Below are 12934 nucleotides of genomic sequence, written 5' to 3' on the forward strand. Positions count from 1 at the left end.
GCGGCCGGGCAGGGCTCAGCGAGGGCCCGGGGCGCGCCCCACCTGCGGAAGGACCACCGCTCACGGGAGGGGCCGCCGGTCGTGGGAAGGCTGTCGCTCCGGGACCGTCAACGGCCAACGCCGGGTTTGTTCCCGCGACCGCCGCCCGAGCGGCTGAGGACGCAGCCGCTCGGGGGGCGGCCCACTGCCACGCTTCGTGCCCGGCCGACGTCGCCCGGAAGCGTTCGTGGGCACCGCGATACGATCGCACCGCCATGGAAATGAATGCCTCCTACACCAGTCTTGTCGCGGTCGGCGACTCGTTCACCGAGGGCATGTCGGACCTGCTGCCCGACGGCTCGTACCGGGGCTGGGCCGATGTTCTCGCCGGACGGCTCGCGGTCCGTACGCCAGGATTCCGCTACGCGAATCTCGCCGTACGAGGCAAGCTGATCGGCCAGATCGTCGACGAGCAGGTCGATGCGGCGGCTGCCTTGCGGGCGGATGTCGTCACGCTCGTCGGCGGACTCAACGACACGCTGCGGCCCAAGTGCGACATGGGTATGGTCCGCGGACGGCTCGAAGAGGCCGTGGAACGTCTCGCGCCCTCGTGCAATGAGCTTGTGCTCATGCGCAGCCCCGGTCGCAACGGCCCGGTGATGGAACGCTTCCGGCCGCGGATGGAGGAGCTGTTCTCCCTGGTCGACGAGTTGGCCCTCCGCCACGGTGCGTTGGTCGTCGATCTGTACGGGGCACCGGCCCTGGGCGATCCCCGGCTGTGGGACGTCGACCGGCTCCATCTGACGTCCGACGGGCACCAGAGGGTCGCGGAGGCGGTCTGGCAGACGCTGGGGCTGCCGCCCGAGAGCGACTGGCGCACGCCGCTCCCCACCTCCGTGCCGCCCGGATGGGCGATACGACGCGTCGAAGACCTCCGCTTCGCCCGCCGGCACCTGATGCCGTGGATCGGCCGTCGGCTGACCGGCCGCTCGTCCGGGGACGGGCGGACAGGCGCGCAGTACAACGCGGAGCCGGGGACGGCATTCTGGGTCACCCCCGAGGATGTCCACAACCCCGGCCCCGTGGCGACCTGGCGCCAGGTGGACGCGCCTCCGCTCTCGTAGCAACCCATAATCCGGACCGCAGCGCCGGCCTGTACAAACCGCCAGCAGAATCTGGACACCGTGTTCCAGACGCGAACGGACAGACGCAGGTCATGGCAGGTCCAGGGCGCTTTCAGCCGATCAACCACTGATCATCTCTCACGGATTCCCACGGCCGGTCGACTCGGGCCCGCGAAAAGCGTCCTACGCGGCCGCGGCCGTCCGCAGGTCTTCGACTTCCACGTGGACGTACTCGGCCTCTGTGAAGGCCACGGCACCGGACCGTGCCGGCCCGGCTGATCGTGGCCCGTCGCCGGATCGCCCCCGTTGCCCGCCCGGTCGAGGACCTGTGGACGGAGCCCCCGCTCGGAGCTGTGGGCGCCGTGCAAACCTTTGTCGGCGCACTGCGTCGTGCCCTGGAACCGGACCGGCCGCCCCGGGCCCCGCCCGACTGCTGGAGGCCAGGAACCTCGCCGGGTCCCTGCCTTGCTCGCGCGGTTGGTCCGGAGCGGACGGGATCGGCGATGACTCGCCGGCACGCACGGTCTTCCATCGAGGCCACGGGGCGTCGAGAACTCCGTGATCTCGGAAGCCTGCGCCTGCTCCTGCTCCCGGGGCCAACGCGCCTGACGCTTCGTCATGAACCGGATGCCAGGTAGCCATGCCGAAGCCCTGACTACCGCTCTGCAGGGCGTGAGCTGAGGCGCAGCGCGCCCAAGTGGGAAAGAAGGCGAGGCTGTTCACGCCCGGAGAGCACTTCCGCTTAAGCGGATTGGAGATACGATCTTCAGACAACCTCTGGTGCAGGAGTGGTTTCTCCCGTGAAGACGACGACGAACCGGGGCGATGCCGACAGGTCGCCCGGGATCGCGGACTCCTGTGCTGGCGCCCGCACGGTCCTCCTCCGCCGCACGTCGCTTGATGTCCGACGCCTGGCTTCCACCAGACATCGACTTATTGCCGAATCAAAGGTCTTCCATGGCTCGTTCCCCCGCATCCACTGTCAAACCCCGTAGAAGCATTGGCCTTTGGAAGCCGTCTCTCGTACTCACACTCCTTGTCTTCTCAGGAGCCGTGGTGCCCGTCGCAGGCGTCGGCATGACCGCGGCCGTGGCATACGTTGTGGCCTTTCTGCTGGTCTTCGCCTGCCTCGTCCACCTGTGCAGGCAGCACCGGGCGAGCGTGGCCGAAGCCATCCGCCTAAGTGCCGAGATACGTGAGCGTGAGGCGGAGGCCGCACGCCGCGATGCCGACTGGCACGCACATGTGCGTAAGCAGTCCGAAGCGGCGCTCCAGGAGGCGGAGTTCCTCCTGGAGAAGCGGCTGCCTGCCGCTCTCGGCAGGAGCGGGATTCCCGCGTCACGGGACAGTTCGGAGCCACTCGTTCGGGAGCTCTCCAAGCGCTTCGACCGGCTGCTCACGGATGTGTCCGATGCAATCGACAACCGCGAGGAGTCGCAGCGCATCGCGTTGGTCGAGCTGGCGAGCAGAGTCCAGACCTCGGCACACCGGATCCAGGCGACGGTCACGGGTGTGGCGGAGCGTCACCCGGGCGACGCGGACTTGCTCGAGGCCACCATGCATGTGGACCACGCGGCAACTCAGCAGGCGCGACACGCCCAGAGTCTCAAGGTCTTGTGCGGGGAGTGGCCCGGCCAGCAGTGGCAGAAGCCGCTGGCGCTGGTCGATGTGGTGCGGGCCGCCTCGGGCCGGATCGTCTCGTTCAAACGTGTCGAGGTGACCGGTGACCCGGATGTCGGCATCACCGCATCGGTGGTCGAACCACTGATCCATCTCATCGCGGAACTGCTCGCCAACGCGACCGAGTACTCACCGCCGAGGACCGGCGTCCCCGTCACGGTGCGGACCGTGCAGCGTGGTGCGGTCATCGAGGTGGATGACGGCGGCCTCGGCCTGGACGAGCACCGGCTGGCCAAAGCACGTGACATCGTCTCCGGCCGCCGCCTTCTCGGCGTCGGTGATGTCGGCGAGATCCCGCAGACCGGCTTCGCGGTCGTCGGCCGCTTCGCCCATCGGCACGGTCTCAGCGTCGATCTGGGTCCGTCGCCGTACGGAGGCGTCCGCGCGGTGATCCTCGTGCCACTGGAGCTCCTGAAGACCCTCGCGCCCGCCGGAGCGCCCGGCGGGCGGGTGCATGCCACTCCGCCGCCGGCTCCGCCGTCACCATCACCGGCCGTGCCCTCCGCCGACGTCACCCCGGCCGCCCCCGACCGCACCGTTCCGGCACAGGCCCCGGCTCCGGCGGCTGAACCCGCCCCGTCGCCCGAGCCGCCCCGGGAAGCGGACCGGTCCGGTTCACTCCCGCCTGCCACCGATGGTCCGGCCGCACGTCAACGCCGGTTGCCCCAGCGCAGGTCTCGACGTGACGGATACATCCCCGCGGTGGAGGAGGCGCCGACCGCTGTCACTCCACCGGGTTCGCCGGAGAACGCCGGCGACTGGATGGAGCAGTTCTTCGAAGGCGGCCGGACCACGCCCCCCGCCTCCGGCTCCGCTCCCGGTCACGACCCGCACGACCCCCTGTACGACTCCTCCGCCACCCCCGATTCCTCAGAAGGACCGATGTGAGCATGAATTACGTGGAGAACCCGGAGCAGCGTGGCTGGATGATCTCCGAAGTCGCCGCAGTGCCCGGCGTACGGCTGGCGATCGTCTTCAGTTCCGACGGTCTGCTGTTGGCCAACTCGGAGGGCATGGACCGCGACTCCGCCGACCGTTTGTCGGCGAGCTGCGCGGGTCTTCAGTCCCTCGGCCGCGGTCTCGGACGGGAGTACGGCGAGGACGGCGGCGCTGTGCACCAGCAGATGGTGGAGTTCAACGGCGGTTTCCTGTTTATGCGCAGTGCCGACGGTGCACATCTCGCCGTCGTGACGGGCCCCGTGATCGACCCGAAGCTCGTCGCCCGGCAGATGCAGGCGCAGGTGATGAAGATCGGGGCGAGCAATCTCAGCAGCCCGCCGCGTCAGGGCTCCGCGTGAGCGGGCCGGGAGAGGGGTTCTCGGACGGTGCGTTACGCCCGTACGTGATCACGAAGGGGCGCTCCAGGCCAACCCGTAACACGATCGGCGTCGAGACGCTCCTCGTTGCGGTGGACCCCCCACGGGCCCTCCCTGTCTCCGCGACCAGGGAAGAGATCACCCTCGTGCGCATGTGCGCGCAGCTGCTGTCGCTCGTGGAGGCCGCCGCTCATCTCGGACTGCCGGTCAGTCTGGTGAAGGTGCTGGCGTCCGACCTCGTCGACAGCGGGCATCTGTCCGCACGCTCCGGTGTTCCACGGGCCGCCCTGCCCGATAAGCAACTGCTACAGGAGGTACTGGATGGTCTCCGTCGGTTCCGCTGACCGCTACTTGCCCGACACGGTGCAGCAGGCCGTCAAGATCCTCGTCGTGGGCGCGTTCGGCGTAGGCAAGACCACGCTCGTCGGATCCGTCAGCGAGATCGAACCGCTGCGCACCGAGGAGGTGATGACGGCGGCGAGCGTGGGGGTAGACGAACTCGCCGGTCTGAGCGACAAGACGACCACCACCGTCGCCATGGACTTCGGCCGTGTCACGCTCAGCTCGCGACTGGTCCTCTATCTGTTCGGTACGCCTGGCCAACAGCGGTTCTGGGATCTGTGGGAAGGGCTGGCCGAGGGCGCCCTCGGCGTGCTCGCACTGATCGATACCCGCAGGCTGGAGGACAGCTTCGACGTACTGGAGCAATTGGAGATCCGCGGGCTCCCGTTCGCGGTCGCGATCAATCAGTTCCCGGACAGCGAGCGCTACACCGACGAGGAACTGCGCGGTGCGCTCGATCTACTGCCCGAGACACCCATAATGACCTGCGACGCGCGCGACCGCGCCTCATCGGTCGATTCCCTGATCAGGTTGGTGGAACACGTATCGGGCATCCATGCGGCGCGCACCCTGGAAACAGCCTCATGAGCACTCTGCCGCCGCCGGGGTGCCCGTCGCACGCAGGGCACGGCACCGGACTGCTTCCGCTGTCTGCAGTCGTCAGCTCGTCCGACCCGCATGCGGTCTACCGCAGGCTCCGCAAGGAGTGGGGCAGCGTCGCGAAGGTCGAGCTGGAGCCGGGCGTGCCTGCCTGGTTGGTGATGGGCTACCAGGAACTGCTGGTCATCACCCGGCAGGAGCAGCTCTATTCCCGCGATTCCCGTAACTGGCGCGACCTGAACGAGGGGGCCGTCTCGCCGTATTCGGGACTCCTCCCGATGATGGGATGGCGTGCCAACGTCATCGGAGCCGACGGCCCCGAACACCGGCGGCTGCGCAAGCCTCTCGACGACGGGATCGCGCGGATAGACCAGCGCAGGGTGCGTCGTGAGGTGGAGGCGTTGTGCACGGATCTGATCGCGTCGTTCTCCGAGCGTGGCAGCGCTGATCTGGTCAACGAATACGCCACGATCGTGCCGATGCTGTCACTCGCTTCGTTGTTCGGCCTGGACAGCGAAGAGGGCCGGGAACTGCTCGACGCGCTCATCGCACTGTTCGGCAGTGCGGGGGACTCTCAGGCCGGAAACCGCAACTTCGAGCAGATCCTCCTCGATACGGTGCGCGAGCGGCGGCGCAATCCGACCGACGACATGACGACGGTCTTCATCAACCACCCCAACCTGCACAACGAGGCGGAGCGCCTGCAGTCCATCGTCGTGATGATCTCCGCAGGAAACGAGACGGTCACCGCCTGGATCTCGCACACGCTCCGGCTCATGCTCACCGATCCGCGTTTCGCCTCCCGCCTGCACGGCGGGAGGCTCGGAGTGGATGACGCGCTCGACGAGGCGCTGTGGCGCGATCCTCCCATGAACAACATGCCCGCCCGGTACGCGCTTCACGACACCGAGCTGGGAGGCCGGCACATCCGGCGCGGCGACTGCCTCATCCTCGGGCACGCAGCCGCCAACGACGATCCCGAGGTCCGACCGGACGGTGCGGACGAACGCTGGGGAAACCGCTCACATCTGGCCTTTTCGGCCGGCCCGCATGTGTGTCCCGCACAGGTGCCCGCTCGGCTGATCACTCGTACCGCGGTGCAGACCGCTCTGCATCTGCTGCCGGACATGAGACTCGGCATTCCGGCGGACGAGGTGGCCTGGCGTCCCTCTCCCTGGACGAGGGTGCCGGTCGCACTGCCCGCGGAGTTCTCCGCGGCCCGTATCCCTACCAGGACGGGTCGATGAACCCTCGTATCCGACAGGACCGGCGCACGGCGGGTCCTGAGATTAGGAGCAGTTCGACATGACGCCACATATACCTGTCATCGCTCTGGATCCTCATGGAACGGACCATCACGGCGAGGCGGCCAAGCTCCGTGAACTCGGCCCCGTGGTGCGGGTCCAGCTGCCCGGCGACGTGATGGCCTGGTCCGTGACGGATCACGCCCTGCTGAACGAGATGATCGCCGACCCCCGCTTCAGCAAGGACTGGCGCAACTGGAACGCCATCATCCGAGGCGAAATTTCGGACGGCTGGCCCCTCATCGGCATGGTGAAAGTCACCAACATGGTGACCTCGGACGGCCAGGAACACCGCCGCCTGCGCAAACTCGTCACCCAGACCTTCACACCGCGCCGCGTCCAGGAACTGCGTCCCCGCATCCAGCAGATCGTGGACGACCTGCTGGATGACCTGCCTTCGCATGCCGCCGCCGACGGCAGTGTCGACCTCCGCCGCCACTTCGCGCACCCTGTGCCCATGCAGGTCATCTGCGACCTGTTCGGTGTTCCGGCCGACGAGCGTCCCCGTCTGCAGGAGCTGATGGACAACATCTTCCGCTCCGATCTGCTGCCCGAGGAGGTCAACGCCAGCCAGATCGAGCAGTACGAACTGCTGGCGCGGGTGGTCGAAAGCCGTAGGCGTGAGCCGGGAAGCGACCTCACCAGCGCGTTGATCGCGGCCCGTGCCGCGGACCCCGACGCGCTCAGCGAGGAGGAACTGGTCGGCACTCTGCTGCTCATGCTGTCGGCAGGGCAGGAGACCACCCTGAGCCTGATCACCAATGCGGTGCGTGCGCTGCTGACCCATCCCGACCAGCGGGAGATTGCCGTACGGGGCGACGCGGACACCTGGGCGAACGTGGTGGAGGAGACGCTGCGCTGGGACGCCCCGATTGGGAACTTCCCCTTCCGCTATCCCCTTGAGGACGTCGAGATCGCCGGAGTGCGCATCCCGAAGGGGGAGGCGATCATGGCTCCGTTCAGCGCTGTGGGGCGCGACACGGCCCAGCACGGCGAGGATGCCGACCGGTTCGACATCACCCGGAAACAGCGCAAGCACCTGGCCTTCAGTAACGGCCCGCACTTCTGCCTCGGCGCGCCGCTGGCGCGGCTGGAGGCCGCGTTGGCCTTGCCCGCAGTGTTCGAGCGGTACCCGGACCTCGCGATGGCAGTCGATCCGGACGCCCTCATCGCGGTGCCGTCCCTCTTCTCGAACAGTTCCTCGACTCTGCCCGTTCGGCTCGGTATCTGACCTGTGTGCGAGGCCCGGAGCATGCCTTGACGCTGTTGGTCGATTCGGGCCTGGTTGCTTCGCCCCTCGCTATGCGACGGGGCGAAGTGCTGTAAGGGGGCCGATTCGGGTGCGGGCGCGGGTCCCGGCGACGGCGCCCTGCCCGGGTCGAACCAGTGCGTGGTGTGGTCGGCCAGGGACGGCGGGGGCGAAGGGACGATGGAAAACCCCGGCCCACTCTCTCGCCACCTTCCAGGCGTGCGACCTGGATGCCGTGCAGTGGAGCAGGCCGACCGGGCTCCATCCCGCACGTTGCAGCAGCCGCCGCATCGGCGGCCTGGACGTCGGCAGGGCGATCACCGGCAAACCAGCGTTAGTAGGGCACCGTGTCGCACAAGGTCTCCGCCCAGGCAGAGGCGCCGTACTTGTTGGCCGCGCGCACCGTGACGCAGATCTTGTCACCGGAGTACGGGCCACTGATCGTGTAGCTGGTGCTGCCGGTCGAGTAGGTGGTGTCGACGTTCTTCTTGGTGAAATTGCTGCCCGTGTTGGTGTAGTGGATGTCGTACCTGGTCGCTCGGGAGATCGCCGGCCAGCTCACCTTGATCGGCATGTCGCACGCGCCGACACAGGAGTTGGCGTACGCAGCCTTGTAGCTCTTCATGGCTGGCGGCCGCGAGCCGGAGGACGAGCCGCCGGAGCCGGACGAATCTCCGCCGGCCGAGCCCGTGGAGCCGGACGGCCCCGTAGAGCCGGACCTACCGCCGGTGCCGGTGCCGCTGCTGCCTGAGCCGCTCTCGCCACCTGGTGAACTGCCGACGCTCTCCTGGTTGTTCGGCCTGTCCGGCCCGTCCTCGTCGTCCTTCCCCTTCTCTCCGTCCACGCCCTTGCCGTCGCCCCCACCCTTCCCGTTTCCTCCCTTGGAAGGTGAACTGCTGGGCGCGCTCGTCACGTTGCGGTCACGAGGAGTGGCGGTCGCACTGCTGCTCGGTGACTGGGCGTGCGTTCCATCCCCGCTGCCACCCTCAAGGGTCTGGAGCAGGACGACCGTGCCGCCGCCGACGGTGATGACGGCAACGATGGGCAGAACGATGAGCCTGCGGCGCCGGCGGGGCCGCCGTTCGTGCTCCCGCCGTCGCGTCGTGGTGCCGTTGTCCGCCGGGACGACTTCGGGAGGCCCGCCCTGCGGCCGCAGCCCGACGGTCGCCAGGTCCACGGGCTCCTCCCGCAGCGGCGCCGCCTCAGCGTCGAGCAGCCGTGCGGACTGCTGCGCGAGGTGCGCGACGACGTCGGCAGGCAGCCAGGAGCCGCCCGCGGTGCGCGGACGCGGCCGCTCGGGGTCCTCCAACAGCTCGTCGACGTCCGGTCGTTCGTCGATGCCCTTCGTCAGACACCGGGTGATGAGCGCCCGCAGCGCGGCGTCCTCGACCCGCGTCAGGTCGGGCTCGCCCTCCACGATCTGGAACATCACCGCGTGCTGATTACTTGCCCCCTGCCCGAACGGCAGCCGCCCGGTCGCCGCATACGTCAGCACGCACCCGAGGGTGAACACGTCGCTCTTGGCCCCCGCGCGCTGCCCGTACACCTGCTCCGGCGACATGAACCCGGGAGAGCCGATGGCCATCCCCGTACTGGTCAACAAGGACTCGACGGACGTCTCGAGCGCACGCGCGATCCCGAAGTCGATGACCTTCGTGCCGTCCACGGTGAGCATCACGTTGGACGGCTTCAGGTCGCGGTGCACGATCCCGGCGCCGTGAATGTCCTTGAGTGCCTTCAGCAACCCGTCGGCGAGGGCGTGCAGGGACGCGGCCGGCAACGGCCCGTACAGTCGCACGACTTGCTCAAGCGAGAGCCCGGGAACGTACCCCGTGGCGACCCACGGCGGTTCGTCGCCCGGACCCGCGTCCAGCACCGGCGCCGTGTACCGCTCACCGACCCTCCGGGCCGCCTCGATCTCCCGCCGGAACCGCGCCCTGAACTGCCTGTCGGACACGTGCTCTTCGTGCACCATCTTCACGGCTACGGTCCGCCCGCTGTCCGACCGTGCGAGGAACACCCGTCCCATGCCACCGGCACCAAGCCGCCCGAGCAGCAGATACGGCCCGATGCGCGCGGGGTCGCTCACCGCGAGCGGCTTGATACCCCCCTCGACGCTGTCGTCCCGCTCGTCACGTCCGTCCCTGTTCGTAGCACTCATGATGGTGCGGCTCCCCCGCTCTTCCCGCCTGGTCAACGGCGTAACTCGAATGAGAATAGACGTTGTTGATGTACCTGGTGAAATTGTGGGAGGCGTTGTACGAACGGGACGGTTCTAAGCGGCATCAGCGAAGTGCAGCACTGATCCTTTCGCCACCCAGGTCGGCGCCTTGGCGCACCAAATGATCAGAAAATGACTTCACTCAACTCGCTCAGCAGTCCGGATTGGGCAAGCCCAGGGATGAGCGGCGCCGAGATCGGGACTGCCGACAGGGAATGCACAAGGCGTTCCACAATGCCGACCGTGCAGCTCGAAGTGATATCCGCGCCGGCCGCGTCAGGTGCCCCAGTCTTGGGTGTGCCCGCTGCTCTCGTCGTCGGCTTATGTCAAGCCCAGGCCGCTATCCCTCTCACACCATGGCCAACCACCGCAGGCGCCGCCCGAAGCCCCCGCTCCGGGCCCCGGGCCGACGAGGGGAATAAGGTGATGAAGAAGGCCTTTCGGGAAATTAACAGCCCCACGCGGCGCAACCGTATGGTGGATGATGCGGCCCGGAAGGAGCTGAGGGAGAGCGACCTTCTCCCCCGGGCGCAGTTGAGCATCCTCGCCCACCAGATCGACCTGGCCGCTGGGCCCACGTCGAATGAAACCTCTCCGTTCAGCAACTCCCATCAAAAGGCATAGAAAGAACTCGGCGTCTTCATCGAGACCACCTCCTGGTCGACTTGGCCGTGCAAGCCGTCCATGTGACCAATCAGAGCGTGATCTGCCCGCGTCGGCCCGACGCGGGCAGCCGGGTCATCGGCGGCTACATGATCTTCTACTCCGCGGGCAGCGCCCTCGCTTCCACAAGCCTGTATGCGGCAGCCGGCTGGGGCGCGGTATGCCTCCTCGGAGCCGGGTTCAGCCTCCTTGCGCTCGCCCTTTGGGCAACCGGACGGAGCTGATTCCCGGCGGTCGCCGCCCGCAGGGCGACCGCCCGGCCTGAGGGCACCGCTCCCGGCGAGCACGGCGACGCGCGAGCAGATGCCGGATCCGCACAGGGCGCGTGCGACCTGACCGTCGGCGAAGACGGTGACGTTGCACTGGTGGGGATTGCCCCTCTTCAAAGAAACGGCGGCCGGCGAGCAGCGCCGGATCTTCACGGGCCGGCGCAGCAACAGGTCGGCCTGGTCAGCCCCCGCTACGGCCGGTCGAGGTCCCACGCCAAGCACGCGCATGCCTGCCCTCCGGGCCGACTCGACGCCGGTGACCGAGTCCTCCACAGCCATCGCGTCCTCCGGCCGCACGCCGCACAAATCACCGGTCCGGGGCCGTTTCGTCCCAGGCGTGTCTCACACACTGTGTGCGAGACGGTGGTCCAGGAACCCCTGACCTGGACTTTGTGGACTTTGCGGACACTCACGAACCACTGAGGACGACAGGTAAACTCTGGACACGTGACTGCTGTGTCTGCGAAGCCTCGCATCCCCAATGTCCTGGCCGGCCGCTACGCCTCCACGGAGCTGGCCGTCCTCTGGTCCCCCGAGCAGAAGGTGAAGCTGGAACGCCGGCTGTGGCTGGCGGTGCTGCGCGCTCAGAAGGACCTCGGGATCGAGGTGCCGGACGCCGCCCTCACCGATTACGAACGTGTCATCGACCAGGTCGACCTGGCCTCGATCGCCGAGCGCGAAAAAGTCACCCGCCACGACGTCAAGGCGCGCATCGAGGAGTTCAACGCCCTCGCCGGCCACGAGCAGGTCCACAAGGGAATGACCTCCCGGGACCTCACCGAGAACGTCGAACAGCTTCAGATCCGGCTCTCCCTGGAGCTGGTGCGCGACCGCACGGTGGCGGTCCTGGCCCGGCTCGGCAAGCTGGCGGGCGAGTACCGCGAGCTGGTCATGGCCGGCCGCTCCCACAACGTCGCCGCCCAGGCGACCACGCTCGGCAAGCGCTTCGCTACCGCGGCGGACGAGCTCCTGGTGGCCTACGGGCGGCTCGAGGACCTGTTGGACCGCTACCCGCTGCGGGGCATCAAGGGGCCCGTGGGCACGGCCCAGGACATGCTCGACCTGCTGGGCGGCGACGCCGGAAAGCTCGCCGACCTCGAGCAGCGCATCGCCGCACACCTCGGATTCGCCCAGGCCTTCACGTCGGTCGGCCAGGTCTACCCCCGCTCACTCGACTACGACGTGGTGACCGCGCTCGTGCAGTTGGCCGCGGCGCCCTCGTCGGTCGCTAAGACGATCCGTCTGATGGCCGGGCACGAGCTGGTGACCGAGGGCTTCAAGCCCGGCCAGGTCGGCTCGTCCGCGATGCCGCACAAGATGAACACCCGCTCGTGCGAGCGTGTCAACGGCCTGATGGTGATCCTGCGCGGCTACGCGTCGATGACCGGTGAACTGGCGGGCGACCAGTGGAACGAGGGCGATGTGTCCTGCTCCGTGGTCCGCCGCGTGGCGCTCCCCGACGCGTTCTTCGCATTCGACGGTCTGCTGGAGACCTTCTTGACGGTGCTCGACGAGTTCGGGGCGTTCCCGGCCGTTGTCGCCCGTGAACTCGACCGCTACCTGCCCTTCCTCGCCACGACCAAGGTCTTGATGGGTGCGGTGCGCGCTGGTGTCGGCCGTGAGGTCGCCCACGAGGCGATCAAGGAGAACGCGGTTGCCTCGGCCCTGGCCATGCGCGAGCAGGGCGCCGAGCGCAACGAACTGCTCGACAAGCTGGCCGCCGACGACCGCATCCCGCTGGACCGCGCCCAGCTGGACGCGCTGATGGCCGACAAGCTCTCCTTCACGGGGGCGGCGGGCGACCAGGTCAACGCGCTGATCTCGCGCATCGAAGAGATCACCAAGCAGCATCCCGCGGCCGCCGGTTACACGCCGGGCTCCATCCTCTGACGGCCACCACCACACCCGAAGAGCTCGAGGCCGCCCGCGACCGCACCGTTCCCGATGTGGTCGCGGGCGGTCTGCGTGTGCTGTTCTGCGGGATCAATCCGAGCCTGATGAGCAGGGGCGACGGGCTACGGCTTCGCCCATCCCGGCCCCGTCGAGGTCGGCTACGACTTGATCTCGAAGGCCCTTTTCAGCCCGGCCATTCAGGCACCCCGCGTACGCGCGGAGCGGCGGAGCCCCGGGCATCCCCCGGGACTCCAGGCGCAGGCCGGGGCCGGCGATGGGCTCCAGGTCGCCGGG

The 12934-nt window shown here is 68.3% G+C and carries 9 protein-coding genes and 2 pseudogenes; 10 read left to right on the forward strand and 1 reads right to left on the reverse strand.

Annotated features, from left to right (window positions below):
* The first annotated feature begins 254 nt into the window (after nucleotides 1–254).
* The 7 genes from OG936_RS03185 to OG936_RS03215 all read left to right on the forward strand — a co-directional run bounded on the left by OG936_RS03185 (nucleotide 255) and on the right by OG936_RS03215 (nucleotide 7576).
* Nucleotides 255–1103 (forward strand): SGNH/GDSL hydrolase family protein, encoded by an 849-nt coding sequence (locus tag OG936_RS03185; RefSeq protein ID WP_406492376.1) that lies wholly within the window; start codon nucleotides 255–257, stop codon nucleotides 1101–1103.
* A 957-nt stretch (nucleotides 1104–2060) separates the two neighbouring features.
* A complete protein-coding gene (locus tag OG936_RS03190) occupies nucleotides 2061–3671 on the forward strand; it encodes an ATP-binding protein (RefSeq protein ID WP_406492378.1) in 1611 nt (536 codons plus the stop codon).
* Nucleotides 3672–3673: 2 nt separating this feature from the next.
* Entirely contained in the window at nucleotides 3674–4081 is a 408-nt protein-coding gene (locus tag OG936_RS03195) for a roadblock/LC7 domain-containing protein (protein WP_266744855.1), read from the forward strand.
* Nucleotides 4078–4443, forward strand: a complete 366-nt coding sequence (locus tag OG936_RS03200) for a DUF742 domain-containing protein (RefSeq protein WP_383759540.1) — start codon at nucleotides 4078–4080, stop codon at nucleotides 4441–4443. Before OG936_RS03195 ends, OG936_RS03200 begins: the two co-directional genes overlap by 4 nt.
* Complete coding sequence (locus OG936_RS03205) at nucleotides 4421–5029, forward strand: ATP/GTP-binding protein (RefSeq protein WP_383759542.1); 609 nt, start codon at nucleotides 4421–4423, stop codon at nucleotides 5027–5029. The genes OG936_RS03200 and OG936_RS03205 overlap by 23 nt, the downstream gene beginning before the upstream one ends.
* On the forward strand, nucleotides 5026–6288 hold the full coding sequence (locus tag OG936_RS03210) for a cytochrome P450 (RefSeq protein ID WP_406492381.1): 1263 nt from the start codon (nucleotides 5026–5028) through the stop codon (nucleotides 6286–6288). The genes OG936_RS03205 and OG936_RS03210 overlap by 4 nt, the downstream gene beginning before the upstream one ends.
* 58 nt (nucleotides 6289–6346) lie before the next feature.
* Complete coding sequence (locus OG936_RS03215) at nucleotides 6347–7576, forward strand: cytochrome P450 (protein WP_406492383.1); 1230 nt, start codon at nucleotides 6347–6349, stop codon at nucleotides 7574–7576.
* 352 nt (nucleotides 7577–7928) lie between these two features.
* Here OG936_RS03215 and OG936_RS03220 read toward each other — a convergent pair whose 3' ends face one another.
* A complete protein-coding gene (locus tag OG936_RS03220) occupies nucleotides 7929–9755 on the reverse strand; it encodes a protein kinase domain-containing protein (RefSeq protein WP_406492385.1) in 1827 nt (608 codons plus the stop codon).
* Between the two features lie 713 nt (nucleotides 9756–10468).
* Between OG936_RS03220 and OG936_RS03225 the strand changes: the two are divergent.
* The 3 genes and pseudogenes from OG936_RS03225 to OG936_RS03235 all read left to right on the forward strand — a co-directional run.
* A pseudogene (locus tag OG936_RS03225) lies at nucleotides 10469–10702 on the forward strand (MFS transporter); the annotation flags it as partial.
* A 492-nt stretch (nucleotides 10703–11194) separates the two neighbouring features.
* Entirely contained in the window at nucleotides 11195–12637 is a 1443-nt protein-coding gene (purB, locus tag OG936_RS03230; RefSeq protein WP_406492387.1) for an adenylosuccinate lyase, read from the forward strand.
* Nucleotides 12634–12784: pseudogene (locus OG936_RS03235) on the forward strand (mismatch-specific DNA-glycosylase); the annotation flags it as partial. The gene purB and the pseudogene OG936_RS03235, both read left to right, overlap by 4 nt.
* Between the last annotated feature and the right edge of the window lie 150 nt (nucleotides 12785–12934).

It is taken from the genome of Streptomyces sp. NBC_00846, assembly GCF_045207325.1.
Taxonomy (GTDB): Bacteria; Actinomycetota; Actinomycetes; order Streptomycetales; family Streptomycetaceae; genus Streptomyces.

Bases quoted from the DNA above. Each gene is read 5' to 3' on its own strand.
- OG936_RS03185 (WP_406492376.1), top strand. From the start codon at position 255: ATGGAAATGAATGCCTCCTACACCAGTCTTGTCGCGGTCGGCGACTCG.
- OG936_RS03190 (WP_406492378.1), top strand. From the start codon at position 2,061: ATGGCTCGTTCCCCCGCATCCACTGTCAAACCCCGTAGAAGCATTGGC.
- OG936_RS03195 (WP_266744855.1), top strand. From the start codon at position 3,674: ATGAATTACGTGGAGAACCCGGAGCAGCGTGGCTGGATGATCTCCGAA.
- OG936_RS03205 (WP_383759542.1), top strand. From the start codon at position 4,421: ATGGTCTCCGTCGGTTCCGCTGACCGCTACTTGCCCGACACGGTGCAG.
- OG936_RS03210 (WP_406492381.1), top strand. From the start codon at position 5,026: ATGAGCACTCTGCCGCCGCCGGGGTGCCCGTCGCACGCAGGGCACGGC.
- OG936_RS03215 (WP_406492383.1), top strand. From the start codon at position 6,347: ATGACGCCACATATACCTGTCATCGCTCTGGATCCTCATGGAACGGAC.
- OG936_RS03220 (WP_406492385.1), bottom strand. From the start codon at position 9,755: ATGAGTGCTACGAACAGGGACGGACGTGACGAGCGGGACGACAGCGTC.